A 14,792-nucleotide genomic window follows, 5' to 3' on the forward strand; every position below is an offset into this window, starting at 1 on the left:
CGCCGTTTCAGGAGGAAAACAGGGCATCTAATCGTTTTTTATCGGCTTCGCTGACATCCTGCGGATGCTGATATCCCACGTTTTCATTGGCGCGGGTATACAACGCGACCAGCCAGTCGTAAACGTACCGGCTTGCGCCGTGCGAAGGTTGTTCATCCAGCTTCGTCAGGCGTAACATCGGCTGTTGCTTCGGCGCGCTAAAAATAGCCGATCCTTTTTGGATCCTGCTGGCAGGACGCTGTTCTTCGGCGACATTGGCAAATCCAAGCCAGGTAATAAAATCACCAATATCGGCGTGAAGCTGCGCGGCGCAGACGTTTTCTCGCTGCATAATGCGCTGTAAGCGTTGCGGCATCTCCAGGCGATAGCTGGCGGTGACGAGGATATCGGCGACCTGCCTTAGCGTACGCGGTTCGAGACGTAAACGACGGGCATTATTCTCATCGCGACACCACTGGCGCACGTGATTAACCCACATTTTGTGCGCCTGATAACCGCTCTCTTTGCTATCCGGTGAGAGCGGTGTGTCACGCACCTCGGCAAACAGGTCAATCTCCTCATTAAATAACCCGCTTACCTGTTCCTCGCGTGGCTGCTGAACCCGCAGCAGCGACTCAAAGAGACGCATCGGCGGGAGCAAACCATCCAGGAGTTCACCATGCTTTGCCGCCTGAGCTTGTAGCTGGCGGATCACCCACTCATTGCCTCCAGATTCGGTCTCAACGGGATTAATCCAGCCGATCAGGGTTTCGCGTACGCGCTGCTGGTGCTGCTCACGCAGGGAGGTCAATCTGGCCTGACGCTGCTGTGGCGAAGTTGCCTGAGTCAGCCATTCGACAAGGCGTTGTAAGCTATGTTTATCCAGCGCCTGCAGCGTGCCCCAATGTAGTCCGGGTTTGCCCATTAATTGCTGCACGGACTCATCAAGATTTTGCTGGGTGCTAAAGCGTGCATCCTGCGGGGTAATGGCCCAAACCACGCCCGGCAATGCGGCATCATGGACAGGCTGAGTATCGTTAACCCAGCCCAGTAGCTTGCGGGTGATAGCAGGCGTCTGCGAACGGGTCGATACCGCATTACAGATTAAGAGCACATCCGGTTGCAGATGCTGGCGATAATATTCCAGCATCCAGCCTAATTTGGCCTGCCACAGCGGATGGGAATGCGCATCCGGGGCGAGGGGGATATCGAGCAGATCGACATTCTCCAGTACGGCGTCTTCAACCGTCAGGACCAGTTCGCGCGTCAGCAGCGCCAGTGACGCCTGGGAGAGACTGACCGCATTGAGCAACTGATGGTTTTCAATGGGATGAACCACCACATCGCTCTGCGCCTCATTGCCAGTCAATGCCACCTGAGTCAGGAAACTCTCGGCAGGTAAACCAAAATGGTCAACCAGCAGGCTCAACGGAGCCGCCAGTTCCTGCGCGTTCCCGGTTTGTTGCAGCGTATGCGCCAGCGCCAGCCACTGCTGCGTGAGCTCTGGTTGTTCTCCCCACAGTAACGCCCAGGCGTTTGCCCGGGTCGTCAGATCCAGTGCCGGCAGCAGTGTGGCAAACTGATGCCAAAGCGCATCGTCGATTTGCTGCTGGTTGGCTGGCACGCTGGAGCGCCAGAAACGGCCAATTGCCGCAACATCGTGCGCGGTAATTCCCGGTACCGGATGACGCTGACGCAGCGTCTGCCATTTTTCCAGGCGCGCCTCAATAATCGATTTCTCAACCTGGCGGTTGTCCGGGAGGGCGCAAAACTGGGTAATAAAAAGCTGTACCAGTTCGGCTTCACTGAGTAATCGCAGACGCAACGGCCATTCACTATCGAGCGGATTTTCATCACGCGTAAAGCGGATCGCCATATTGGTTGGCGCATGGCCAGGATTAATATGCGAAAAATAATCAAAACTGCGATCCGGGGTAACGATATTCACTTTGCCATTGGCATTGCTGCACAACGCCGCGAGCAGGTGTGCTTTTGCCGATTGCGAATGCCCGTATAACCCAACGCATCCTTGCGATGAAAAGGTCGTCTTCAACGCAGCTTCATTCACGGCGGCGAGGGTGAGCTGCGCCAGCAGGGCATCTGCTTCATCATCAAGACGCGCCGAACGTTGACGGGTATCAGCGACCCATGTGATGGCGGCCTGCGCGGTGTCTAACATCTTACTCATTTCAGGTACACGCTCCCGCTATCAATCCAGTAATGGCTACCGCTATGGCGACGGTCTGCCAGCGTATTCAGTTTTAACGTTAAGGCATTGGCGGCAACGGGGGTGCCATCCTGTAACCAGGCATCGCTCAGCACGAAGTATTCCGGGCCGTTTTCTTTGCTACCGCCGCGTAGCTGCAGCCGTACATTCAACACGCCATCTCCGGCGATGGTTTTTGCCAGTTCGGCAGAATTTATGCTGAGCGTATACAGCGGCGTGGCAGGCCAGCGGCTGTTTGCCAGTTGGCGGAAACCTAACGTCACGTTGCCACGTAATGGGAAATGCAGGCGGGCATCCAACTTCGCGCCGGGTTTATCCAGATCGATATCGTGATACCAGATGTTCTCATCGCGCAGGGTATTGACCGTATTATCCAGCACGCCGAGATAACGTACGGTTGAGTAAGCGCCGATGTCGGCAGCTTTAAAGTTAAAGCGCGGCAAGCGCAAATCCAGCGCCAGGCTGCACAACATAGCACCGACTGCCGCGGTGGATTTGGGGTTACCAATCCGCCCCTGTTGGCTAAACGGATACCACTCATGTACGCGGTAGTTATCCATCCAGATCATACGATTAACCGGAACGGGCTGCAGATGGCGGATCAACGCCTGTACGCCCGGTAAACAGGCGGGTCTGCCTGTTACTAATAAAATATCGCAGCGATAGTGTGAAATGGCCTCGCAGACCGCGTGTAGCGGAGAGGTCAGGGTAAATTGCCCCGCCAGTAACGCCTCTTGTAACTGTCTGAACTGCACCTGTAGCGGTACACTCAGGACATCAAACGCTGGCGATCCTGCTGGCAACGCATGATCGATGGCTTGCTGGATGTAATTCATTACGTTGCGCGTGGGTTGCTGGCTCAGGAGTTCGCCAAAGGTGGCATGCAACCCGGCTACCGGATCGTTAATATCGCTTTGTTCCCAGGCTGAGAGCACCGCATGACCGAGCGGCATAAAGAGCTGTAATGCCGTTTGTTGACGCAGAATCGCCTGGGTGTCGATACGCCCGGAATCGCCAAATAGCGTGGCCAGCAATGCGGCGGCATCGGTCACGCCAGCCTGTTGTAAGCGGGTTTGCAGCGCGGGCAACACGCAGCGCTGAATCACGTCCAACAGCATGTCGTCGCCCGCGACCTTAAAACCTTCACGGAACAGCAGATGCGGGGTAATTTTGACGTTCGCGCCAACGCCGTCATCAAGCTGATAATGGACGACGGCCATATCCGTTGTCCCGCCGCCGATGTCGATCGATGCCACGCGCAACGCTCGGCCTTTAGTCTCACCAGGCTCCGGCAAACGGTCCGGGCGGGCCAGGGCGTTAAAGAATGATTCGGTGTGACCATCGTAGTGAGAGATAGCTTCGTTATACAGCCACACCAGTTGCCCACAGCTGGCCTCATCCCATTCCATCTGGATCTCCGGTACGGGAACCACGCTTTTTTCCTGCTGCTTACGGGTCGTAAAATCTTCATCCTGCGGATGCCAGCCCATCGCTTTCCAGACCAGCGCAATAGCCTCAAACATGCGCAGGCGGAAAATCTCGCGCTCCTGTTTGGGCATCGCCGACGGCAGAGTCAGGATCAGCGTCCGCAACTGACGAGGAGACGCCGGGAATCCGAGGCGCAAACGCGTCGCCACGCTGTTGATTTGCCCCAGCGCCTGGGCCAGTATTTCGCACAGCATATGCGTCATCAGCGTGCTGCGACTGTATTGCGGTGAGAACACCGGCAGACGATCGTCCTGCGGCAGACTGAACAGCGGTTGACCGTCATCGTTCATCAGGTTCATCAGCGGGAAGGCGGTAGCCAGCGGTTCGCGCTGGGTTTTGCCATTCATCTGGCTAAAGCGCCAGTCATGCAGTACCGGCGTTTCATCCCACAGATAACGCCGCGGACTGGAGATCCCACTGCTGCCTTCGGTGCCCATGCGCTGCATCGCCAGCTTTCGGGCTTCGTCGCCAACGCGAACAATCGACGGCCAGATAAAGGCATCATCACGACCGCTCTCAACGGAAAAGTGCTGCTTGCCAAAACGGGCTTCGGAAAACTCCAGCCGGCTGGTAAACAGCGGATCGTTAAGGAACTGTGGCTCGCTTAAGGAACGCACCTGCAATTCAGCGGTCTGGCGTAGTCCGTCATTGGCATCGCCGTGATCTTCAATCAGGACGCCACAGGTATGGGTATTACCGATATCCAGGATAAGATCGACCGGAATGGCGGGCGTGCTGAGGGTATGGGTGACCAGTTTCACTTCCGGGACAGAAAGCTGCTCGCCTAACAGGGTCAGAACATTCAACCAGTGCGCCTGGTATTCAAAGTTACGCAGCGCCTGCTGGATCTCTTGTTCTGAGCGGTTCTCATGTTGAGTGACATGATGCATAAAGGATTCGCGCAACCAGCCGTCAATCCAGGTCTGGTCGAGGAAATCAGCAATTTCGTTGTCATGCCAGGCTAGCGCAAACCGTGTACCGTTTAGCAGGTCATTTTCGTTGGGGGTTAATGCCGCAGGGGCATTTTCAGCGAGCTGGCTGTCCAGCGCCACGCTAACGCGGTGAGTGTTGCCCGCGCTGTCAGGTTGCGCCAGTTTTCGTACCTGTACGCGCGCCCAGTTATCCGGGCCTTCAACAAACGTTCGCGGCGGGTTAAAGCGCAGGAACGGCAGCGGCAGCCAGACGCCGTCGAGCACGTCCAGGGAATAATGCAGCATTTGGGTGCTTTCCGGCTTTACGACTTCGGGCTGACCGCCGGTGCTGCCTGGCAGGGTATAGCGTCCCGTTGTCAGATCGAAGTCCAGCCGTAGCAGGGGGCCGTTGGCCGTTTTGCGCACAAAGCGGCCATGATGCGCAGACTCCTGCGGCGTCAGGCCAAAATCCAGAAATTGCACACCGCTATTGGCGATGAGCGTCACGCTCTGTTTGTAGTCACACAGATTCACCAACATAAAATCAGGCACCTATCTTTTTGATCGTCAGAGGGATTTCCGCGTGAGCGTCATATCGTGCGGTACAGGCGGCGACGTCATTGGTTCCCGCTTTGCAGGTAATTTCAGGCATCGGATAACGAGAACCGTCCGTACAACGGGCATTGCCGCGACTCTTAATCATTAATTCACCTGACTGGTGCAAACCGGAGAAAATCTCGGCGCGACAAACGATATTGTCGCCATGAACCACGCGCGCAGTGCCTTTATTGGTCTGGATCTGATAGCGCAGCGACGGCGCTTTACCGCTAACCGGATCTTTAACATCGACTATGACGCGCCAGTTGCCGTTAAGAAAACGCGTCGTTCCAGCCTTCATCTGGTTGGCGTCCATCACCAGCGCATCTTTTGGAATAGCAGCGATCACAACCGGCCCTTCGACGGGTTTCTCTTTTTTCGCAGCCGGGATCACTTCAGCCCGATGCAGCGGCAGTGCCGATGTCAGTTCTGGCAGCGGCGCCACATCAGCTTTCGCAACCTCGCCGTGAGGCACTACGGGTACGGGCTCGGCGGTTTGTTGCTTCCACAGCAGTGGTCCAACAATGGCGGCAACGATCACTGCGGCAACGGGCAGGCTCCACAGCGGCAGGCGGCGTGCGGGCTTTTTCTGTACCGGGGGCGGTGTAACTTCAGGTTCGTTAACAACGACCGGGGGTTGAGGTTCAGGCTCTGCCGGTTTAGGCAGCTCAACGACCGGGGTCAGCAAAGGCGCGTCGGCCTCGGCGAAGGTGATTTCCGCGGTGGTTTCTTCTTCCGGTTCAGGCTCTGTTACGGTGATGACCGGAGGATTGTCAATAAGGCGCAGGCAATCAAGCACATCGTCGCGAGGATTTTCATTCAGATTGACGAAGCCCCAGAACGTAATAACGGGTTTGCCATCAACCAGAAACACGTGGTTTTCACCAGGAAACTGGATGGCTTTTTCGAGCAGTGAGCCAAATAGCTGCAGGGAGGTTTTACCCGATTGCAGGCTTTTACGGCTCAGGGCCGCCGCATTTTCCAGCGTGCTCCCCAGATAGCGCAGCGCACGAAAACGTGCATCTTCATCAGCGGCTTTCCACGCAACGGCTTTCCCTTCAACCCGCGAGTACCAGTCCACCCGATCGCCGCTGTCGTTAATTTGTGGGATCGCCAGACAATCCACCATCGCCTGCTGTTTGCGTAGACGAAGCGTTTCACGAATTTGCAATGCTGAATCAAACACGGCCTGACCGCCGCCGCCCACGGCCTGATAGTCATCCAAATTGCCGCTGCGCAAGAGAGTTTTTGCCACGTTGTTACCCCTTAGACTTCTTCACGTATCTACTTTACGTTTTATAAAAACGAGCAAACGGTGGAAGAGAGGCAAAAAGGGGCGAATTTTCATGGCATAGAGTGCCGGGAAAAATCTTGACGTTTTGAAAAAGACTTAAGGGAAATTAATTCGCTCAGGCTGATGAATTATTCAGCGAAATACACCAGATTAGAATAACCTGATAGTGATTTGTTATTGGTCAGTTTTTGTCAGCTATGCTCTGATATTCCAGTTAATAATAAAATAAGAAGGCTTATAACCATGATTGCAAGGAAAACGTTACTCGCGCTGGCTCTCAGCGCCGTCTTACCGTCAGGCGCAGCGTTCGCGGCCAATACTGACACCATCATCTACTGCTCAGAAGCATCGCCGGAATCTTTTAACCCGCAAATTGCCAGTTCCGGTCCATCGTTTGTGGCCAGTTCACAAGTGCTCTACAACCGACTCATCAACTTCGACCCGGTAAAAAATACGCCAGTACCCTCTCTGGCAACGGACTGGACGATTTCCCCGGACGGTAAAACCTACACTTTTACCCTGCGTCAGGGCGTAAAATTTAACAGTAATAAATTCTTTAAACCGACCCGCGACTTCAACGCTGATGACGTGATTTTCTCGGTATTACGGCAGAAAGATGCCGATCATCCGTATCATAAGATTTCTCAGGGAAGCTACGAATACTTTAACGATGTCGGTCTGGATAAACTGATTAAAGAAGTTAAGAGGGTCGATGACTATCACGTTCAGTTTGTCCTCAATGAACCTAACGCCGCATTTCTTGCCGACTGGGGAATGGATTTTGCCTCCATCCTCTCTGCCGAGTATGCCGACGCGATGTTGAAAAAAGGTACCCCGGAAAATGTCGATAACTGGCCGATTGGCACCGGGCCATACGTGTTGCAGCAGTACAAGCAGGATTCGCAAATCCGCTATCTCGCTAACCCTAACTACTGGGATGGCGCTGTCCCAACGAAGCACCTGATCTTCTCCATCACGCCAAACGTTCAGACCAGATTGGCAAAACTGCAAACCAATGAATGCCAGATAATCCCGGCGCCAGCCCCCGTACAATTTGACGAGATTAAAAAGAATAAAGATTTGACGCTGCATTCAGTTGAAGCGCTAAACGTCGGGTATCTGGCGTTTAATACCGAGAAAAAACCGTTTGATAACGTGCTGGTACGTCAGGCGCTAAACTACGCGACCGATAAAAAGGCCATTATAAACGCTGTCTTTTTAGGTTCCGGTACGGTGGCAAAATCGCCGATTCCACCGAATATGATGGGCTTTAATAAAGATCTGCAGGATTACGCTTACGACCCGCAAAAAGCGAAAGACCTGCTGAAGCAGGCTGGGCTGGAAAATGGCTTTGAAGCGACGCTGTGGTCAATGCCGGTTCAGCGCCCATATAACCCGAACTCCCGACGAATTGCCGAGATGATCCAGAGCGACTGGGCAAAGGTTGGCGTGAAGGCGAAAATTGTGTCGTACGAGTGGGGCGAATATCTCTCCGGAATGCGCAAAGGTGAGCATGACACCGCGCTGTTCGGCTGGATGTCAGACAACGGCGATCCGGATAACTTCGCCGATGTACTGCTGGGCTGCGACAGCATTAAAACCGGATCTAACGCCGCGCGCTGGTGCGATAAAGAGTATAATTCGCTGGTGCAAAAGGCGAAACTGGTAAGCAAACCAGAGGAACGCGCCGCGCTTTACCAGCAGTCGCAAGAGATTTTTTACCAGCAGGCTCCGTGGATTGCATTGGCAAACGGCAAAACGTTCTACGCTACGCGCAGCAACGTTAGCGGATACAGCGTCAGCCTGATGGGCAGTGATTTTTCAAAAGCAAAATTAAATTAATGAGTTAAGGAGAGGTTATGTCGCATCTGGATGAGGTTAGCGCACGTGTTGATGCCGCCATTGAAGAGAGCGTCATTACGCATATGAACGAATTGCTGATTGAACTCAGCGATGATGCCGCGCTGAGCCGGGAAGAACGCTATACCCAGCAACAGCGTTTGCGTACGGCGATCGCACATCATGGCCGTCAGCATAAAGAGGATATGGAATCCCGTCGCGAACAGTTGACCAAAGGCGGCTCTATTCTCTGACTTTTTGTTGCCTCTTATCCGGCCTGCATGCACGTTTCGTAGGCCGGATAAGCGTAATTAAAATGAGCGTCTCGCCACCAGCCAGGCCCCGACGACCAGCAGCACCGCGCCGCAGACCGGACCCACCAGCGCTCGCAGCGGCACGCCGTGGCTGCGCAGAATATCCAGCACCAGTCCGCCGATTAACTGGCTGGCCACCAGCACCGCGATAGTGGTCGCAGCCCCCACATTTTGGTACCCACTGATACTGGCAAAAACAAAGAACGATCCCAGTAATCCGGGGATTAGCGTCCACCAGCGTACGCTGGAGGCCAGCTCACCAAATCCCGCCGCACCTTGCTTAAACCACAGTATGCTGACAAACAGCACGATCCCGACCAGCGAGTTAAGCAACATGGCGATGAGGATCGTCGAGGATGTCTGCGTAATGCGTACCATCAAGGTATTTTGCACCACCAGACCAATACCTGCGGCAATCAGAAAGGAGAGGGTCAGCGTCTGGTTCATCTGCTGGCATCCGGATCGCGGCGATCGTCTAATTGTAATTGCATGAAGGTCAGATCCAGCCAGCGACCAAATTTGGTGCCAACCTGCGGCATTTGCGCGGTAATTTTAAAACCCAGCGTGCTGTGCAGATGTAGCGACGCCTGATTCTGAGACTCAATGCCCGCCACCATCACGTGCTTGCCGCACTCGCGCGCTTCTGCTATCAGTCTGCTGAGCAGCGCTTGTCCCAGGCCCTTTCCCTGATGATCCGGATGTACGTATACCGAATGTTCAACAGTATGACGGAATCCATCAAAGTTTCTCCAGTCGCCAAAGGAGGCGTACCCCGTGACCACGCCACGGTCTTCACTCACCAGCACCGGATAGCCCATCAACTGGCGGGCTTCATACCAGGAGATACGGTTTTCGGCATCGACGGTTTGATCGTTCCAGATAGCCGCCGTATGCAGTACCGCGTGGTTGTAGATTTCTGCAATGGCGGCACAGTCTTCTTTGCTGGCAAATCGAATTGACATGTTGAACCTCAGGGATTGTTCACTATAGTATTACAATATGAATACTATTGAAGACAGCATAAATCAACGGATCGGAGCAAGAATTCGCATTGAGCGGGAATCTCGCGGCTGGTCACTGACGGAACTTGCCGAGCGAGCAGGGGTGTCGCGGGCGATGATCCACAAAATAGAGCGCGGTGAGAGCAGCCCAACGGCCACGCTGCTGGGCAGGCTCTCCGGAGCCTTTGGTATCAGCATGTCTATGCTGATTGCGCGGGCCGAAATGCAGGAGGGCAAGCTGCTGCGCTTCGCTGACCAGCCCGTCTGGCACGACCCGCAAAGCCACTATCTGCGCCGCCATGTTTCACCGCGCAGCGATCTGCCTATCGATCTGGTGCAGATAGAATTGCCTGCCGGTAGCGATATCCCAATGCCAGCCTCTTCCTACGTGCAGGCCAGACAGCTTATCTGGCTACAACAGGGAGAACTCGTCTTTGTAGAAGGAGACGTACGTCATGAAATGCAGGCGGGCGATTGTCTGGAACTTGGCCCGCCGAATGACTGTCGATTTATCAATGAAACCGCGCAACCCTGCGTTTACCTGGTTGTGCGGTTAAATCATGCCGTCAGCTAAATGGCAGGCACAGGCTGCTACTATTGATGGATTCATGCCAAAAGCAGAGGAGCACATCATGGGTCAACAGACTAATCGTAATCGTCGCTGGGTACTGGCTTCCCGCCCGCATGGCGCGCCGGTTGCGGAAAACTTCCGTCTTGAAGAAGATGAGGTGGCAACGCCGGGTGAAGGCCAGGTTTTACTGCGTACCGTTTTTCTTTCCCTCGATCCGTACATGCGTGGCCGTATGAGCGATGAGCCATCTTACTCCCCACCGGTAGAGATTGGCGGCGTTATGGTGGGCGGCACCGTAAGTCGAGTGGAGTCATCCAACCATCCTGACTACCAGCCTGGCGAGTGGGTGCTGAGCTACAGCGGCTGGCAGGATTATGACATCTCCGACGGTAGTGGCCTGGTGAAGCTTGGCGATAATCCCGAGCATCCTTCCTGGGCGCTGGGTGTTATGGGGATGCCCGGTTTTACCGCTTATATGGGGCTGCTGGATATCGGTCAGCCGAAAGCGGGAGAAACGCTGGTGGTAGCCGCCGCGACCGGCCCGGTTGGCGCAACGGTAGGGCAGATTGGTAAGCTCAAAGGCTGCCGGGTGATCGGCGTTGCTGGCGGGGCAGAGAAATGTCGACATGCCACCGAAGTACTGGGTTTTGATATCTGTCTCGATCACCACGCGCAAGATTTTGCGCAACAGCTGGCAAAAGCCTGCCCGCAGGGGATTGATATTTATTACGAAAACGTTGGCGGTAAGGTATTTGACGCAGTCCTGCCGTTACTCAACACCTCTGCGCGCATTCCGCTTTGCGGACTGGTCAGCGGTTATAACGCCACATCGCTTCCGGCAGGACCTGACAGATTACCTTTGCTGATGGCAACGCTACTGAAAAAGCGTATCCGCATGCAGGGCTTTATTATTGGTCAGGATTACGGTCACCGCATTCATGAGTTTCAGCGGGAGATGGGGCGCTGGGTTAAAGAGGGCAAAATCCATTACCGCGAGCAAATCACCGACGGTCTGGAAAATGCACCGCAGACTTTTATCGGTTTGCTGACCGGTAAAAACTTCGGCAAGGTGGTTATTCGTCTTGCCGATGATGCGTAAAAACTGATGGCGGGAGTCATTCCCGCCAGTTTTACTCAAAATGCCAGGCCAGATTAATACCTACGCCATAGTTTCGTCCTGGCGCCGGTTCGTAGTATCTGCCATTTGACTCATTCACAATCACCGAGCCGACATAAGTTTTATCGAACAGATTATCTACCCGACCGAACAGGTCTACCATGAGACTGCTGTAATAAAATTTATAACCGATATTCAAGCCAACAACGGTATATGACGGGGCTTTCGCCGTATTTTCATCATTGGCCATAATGTCGCCCATATAACGAACATCTGCTCCCGCATACCAACCTTCATCAGGAACGTAGCCCAGTGACGCAAATCCCATGTTTTGCGCTATGCCGGGCAGTCGGTTGCCATTGCAGTTTTGATCCCCACAAACGTTGCTGCGGTAGGTGGCATCCAGCCAGGTCCATGACGCTTTTGCGCGCCAGTTTGCGGCAAAGCGTTGGTCCCAGGATAACTCGCCTCCCTGACGGCGAGTTTTTCCGGCGTTTTTATACGTTGTCCGTCCGCCGTTGCTGCTGTCAACGACGATTTCGTCGTCCGTGTTAGTCTGGAACAAGGCCGCGGTAAACAATCCATCGCCAACACGTGTTTTGCTACCGATTTCAACGGTGTCACTTGTGGACGGCTGTAAACCAAAATTCATGCCGCTTTGGCCGTCGGAACGGTAGGACAGTTCGTTGATGGTGGGTGTTTCGAACCCGCGACCCGCGGCCAAATAGACGTTCCAGGCATCGGTGATGGCATATTTTAACGATCCGGCAGGCAACCATTGGTGATAGCTGGCGTCACCGCTGTCATCTCCGTTACCGGGCGTAATATAGCGATCGTTAGAATCAAACCACACTGAACTGTAACGAACGCCGGCATCCAGTGAGAGTTTCTGCGTTAATTGCCACTGGGTTTGCAGATAGGGGTCGACATTCCACATCAGGTTGCGTTCGTTACGGCGTAAGTCGCCTTTTTGCCCATACTCCGGCACGCCATCATCAAGACGGAAGTTATTGTAGCCTTTACGGTTTTCGCTCATGTTTTCATAATTCAGACCGGTGGTGAAAGTCACGGGTATGCCCAGCTCACCCCGATGAGTCCAGCGGTTGTCTATCCCCTGATAATGACGTTGCAGGGTAATGACGCCTCCCGCATGAGACGGTTTTAACTGTGGAGCCATCGGGATTGACTGATACTGAGTGGTTTCACGTTCCCCCGCATAGGTCATGATGCTGATATCATCCTGCGCGCTAAGCTGGCGTTCATAGCGCAATCCCGCCTGGGTCTGCTTGATGGTTTTTCGCGTATCGAATTGCTCAGCGCGGGGCGATTGCTGCGGATCGACCTGCCATTCCGACTCGGTAAGACCGCCGGGATCGTCGGCTTTACTGTCTACACTATTGAAAATCAGAGTCAGTTTGCTCGCATCGTCTATGCGCACGCCAAGTTTGGCATTGGCCAGATTTTTTTGCGCGCTACTGTGATCGCGATAACCGTGGGTGGTAAACCGGGTTGTTGAAACGGTGTAATCCACATCGCCTTGCTGAGTACCATCGCCCAGAGCTCCCGTTGCTTTTAACCCGTAGCGCCAGGTGCCAAAACTGCCGTAATAACTACTGGCTTCAATGGTTGGCGGCTCATGTCCCGTTTCAGTACTGACATTCATCACTCCGCCGGACGCATTGCCATACAGAGCAGAGAAGGGGCCGCGTAAAACCTCAATGTTTTGTACGCTGCTAATGTCGATATTGGATGTTTGACCCTGTCCATCCGGCATGGTTGCTGGAATACCATCGACGTACAAACGAATACCGCGGATACCATAAGTGGTTCGCGAACCAAATCCACGAATCGATAGCTGGAGGTCCTGGGCGTAATTCTGTCGGTTTTGTACCTGTAGCCCCGGGACGCTGGTCAGGGATTCAGACAAGTTAATGCGCGGCGTTGCCAGACGCATATCCTCCCCGTCAACAACGCTGACGGCAGCAGGAGTGTCCAGCTCAGAAACGGACTGTGGCGTCGCACTCACGATCAGCGTTTGATCGTTTATCTCACTTTCTGCCAGGGCAAAAGGCGAGAAGAAGGCAGGCAATAAAGAAACAGGAACAACAGTATAGCGGGCTGAAAAAATCGTCATGAATAAGGCCAGTTATGATGCTTACGTTCAAAAACTAACGGTAAGCATGTGAATTTTTTTATAAAAGATGAATTTTAGCGCTGCGTAATTGCGGTAATTTTTCGGGCAATGAAAACGATTGTAGTCAATATGTGAAGAAGTGCTCCACTTTGCGATGAATAATGATTACTATTCTCATTCCTAAAAAAGCAAAACCATGATTTTGCTCATTGAAGCTATGTGAAGCAGTAACAAACGAATTTATCAAAGGGAGTCGTCATGTCTTTACGTCATCTGTTTTCACCGCGTCTGCGTGGTTCTTTACTGTTAGGTTCACTGCTCGTTGCATCATCTTTTACTACGCAGGCTGCAGAAGAACTGCTGCGCAAAGCCGTGGGCAAAGGTGCCTATGAAATGGCATACAGCCAGCAAGAGAACGCACTGTGGCTGGCGACCTCACAGAGCCGCAAACTGGATACCGGCGGGGTGGTTTATCGTCTTGACCCTGTCACCCTCGAAGTGACTCAGGTTATTCATAACGATCTCAAACCGTTTGGCGCCACCATCAACAACGCCACGCAAACGCTGTGGTTCGGCAACACGGTAAACAGCGCGGTAACGGCGATGGATGCCAAAACCGGCGCGGTGAAAGGACGCCTGGTACTTGATGCGCGTAAGCGTTCTGAAGATGTTCGCCCGCTGCAGCCGCGTGAACTGGTCGCCGATGATGCTACCAACACCGTATACATTAGCGGTATTGGTAAAGAGAGCGTGATTTGGGTTGTGGACGGTGATGCTATTAAACTGAAGGACACCATTCAAAATACCGGCAAAATGAGCACCGCTCTGGCTGTCGACAGTAAAGCTAAGCGCCTGTACACCGCCAATGCGGACGGTGAATTCATCACCGTCGATACTACCACCAACAAAATTCTCAGCCGTAAAAAGCTGCTGGATGATGGAAAAGAGCATTTCTTCATCAATCTGAGCCTGGACACCGCGGGCAACCGCGCCTTTGTCACCGACTCTAAAGCGGCGGAAGTGCTGGTCATCGACACCCGTAATGGCAACGTTTTGGCAAAAGTCGCTGCGCCGGAATCCCTGGCCGTACTGTTTAACCCGGCACGTAATGAAGCCTACGTGACCCATCGTCAGGCCGGCAAAGTGAGCGTGATCGACGCGAAAAGCTATAAAGTCGTTAAAACGTTCGAGACCCCAACATTCCCGAACAGCCTGGCGCTCTCCGCCGATGGTAAAACCCTGTACGTCAGCGTGAAACAAAAATCCACTCGCGAGCAGGAAGCCACTCAGCCGGACGATGTTATTCGTATTGCGCTGTAA

Annotated in this window: 11 protein-coding genes; 5 read left to right on the plus strand and 6 right to left on the minus strand. The window is 53.7% G+C overall.

The window, feature by feature from the left end; translation table 11 throughout:
* Positions 1 to 7: 7 nt before the first annotated feature.
* Genes OGV80_RS09580 through OGV80_RS09590 form a run of 3 tightly spaced genes read right to left on the minus strand, consistent with a single transcriptional unit; the run spans position 8 to position 6,457 of the window.
* Positions 8 to 2,167: a virulence factor SrfC family protein gene (locus tag OGV80_RS09580; RefSeq protein ID WP_286514671.1), complete on the minus strand. Its 2,160-nt coding sequence runs from the start codon at positions 2,165 to 2,167 to the stop codon at positions 8 to 10.
* The gene (locus tag OGV80_RS09585) at positions 2,164 to 5,145 is read right to left on the minus strand and encodes a virulence factor SrfB (RefSeq protein WP_286514673.1); all 2,982 of its coding nucleotides are present in this window, start codon (positions 5,143 to 5,145) and stop codon (positions 2,164 to 2,166) included. The genes OGV80_RS09580 and OGV80_RS09585 overlap by 4 nt, the downstream gene beginning before the upstream one ends.
* A gap of 4 nt (positions 5,146 to 5,149) precedes the next feature.
* Positions 5,150 to 6,457 carry an SrfA family protein gene (locus OGV80_RS09590; protein WP_087053357.1) on the minus strand — a complete coding sequence of 436 codons (1,308 nt, stop codon included), beginning with the start codon at positions 6,455 to 6,457 and terminating at the stop codon, positions 5,150 to 5,152.
* A gap of 282 nt (positions 6,458 to 6,739) precedes the next feature.
* Here OGV80_RS09590 and OGV80_RS09595 point away from each other — a divergent pair, with 282 nt between their 5' ends.
* Entirely contained in the window at positions 6,740 to 8,338 is a 1,599-nt protein-coding gene (locus tag OGV80_RS09595; protein ID WP_087053356.1) for an ABC transporter substrate-binding protein, read from the plus strand.
* 17 nt (positions 8,339 to 8,355) lie between these two features.
* Positions 8,356 to 8,589: a YdcY family protein gene (locus OGV80_RS09600; protein ID WP_043016267.1), complete on the plus strand. Its 234-nt coding sequence runs from the start codon at positions 8,356 to 8,358 to the stop codon at positions 8,587 to 8,589.
* Between the two features lie 57 nt (positions 8,590 to 8,646).
* On the opposite strand, the gene OGV80_RS09605 is transcribed toward OGV80_RS09600, so the two are convergent.
* A complete protein-coding gene (locus OGV80_RS09605) occupies positions 8,647 to 9,096 on the minus strand; it encodes a DMT family transporter (RefSeq protein WP_043016268.1) in 450 nt (149 codons plus the stop codon).
* Entirely contained in the window at positions 9,093 to 9,611 is a 519-nt protein-coding gene (locus OGV80_RS09610) for a GNAT family N-acetyltransferase (protein WP_043016269.1), read from the minus strand. The genes OGV80_RS09605 and OGV80_RS09610 overlap by 4 nt, the downstream gene beginning before the upstream one ends.
* A 37-nt stretch (positions 9,612 to 9,648) precedes the next feature.
* On the opposite strand from OGV80_RS09610, the gene OGV80_RS09615 reads away from it, so the two are divergent.
* Positions 9,649 to 10,224 carry a helix-turn-helix domain-containing protein gene (locus OGV80_RS09615; RefSeq protein ID WP_047411144.1) on the plus strand — a complete coding sequence of 192 codons (576 nt, stop codon included), beginning with the start codon at positions 9,649 to 9,651 and terminating at the stop codon, positions 10,222 to 10,224.
* A 58-nt stretch (positions 10,225 to 10,282) separates the two neighbouring features.
* Complete coding sequence (gene curA, locus OGV80_RS09620; RefSeq protein ID WP_087053355.1) at positions 10,283 to 11,320, plus strand: NADPH-dependent curcumin/dihydrocurcumin reductase; 1,038 nt, start codon at positions 10,283 to 10,285, stop codon at positions 11,318 to 11,320.
* A gap of 31 nt (positions 11,321 to 11,351) precedes the next feature.
* Here the strand turns inward: curA and pqqU are convergent, their stop codons facing one another.
* Positions 11,352 to 13,472, minus strand: a complete 2,121-nt coding sequence (gene pqqU / locus OGV80_RS09625) for a TonB-dependent receptor PqqU (RefSeq protein ID WP_286514678.1) — start codon at positions 13,470 to 13,472, stop codon at positions 11,352 to 11,354.
* A 258-nt stretch (positions 13,473 to 13,730) separates the two neighbouring features.
* Between pqqU and yncE the strand changes: the two genes are divergently transcribed.
* Positions 13,731 to 14,792: a 7-bladed beta-propeller protein YncE gene (gene yncE, locus OGV80_RS09630; protein WP_043016273.1), complete on the plus strand. Its 1,062-nt coding sequence runs from the start codon at positions 13,731 to 13,733 to the stop codon at positions 14,790 to 14,792.

Origin of the sequence: Citrobacter sp. Ce119, assembly GCF_030334525.1 — a bacterium.
GTDB lineage: Bacteria > Pseudomonadota > Gammaproteobacteria > Enterobacterales > Enterobacteriaceae > Citrobacter > Citrobacter europaeus.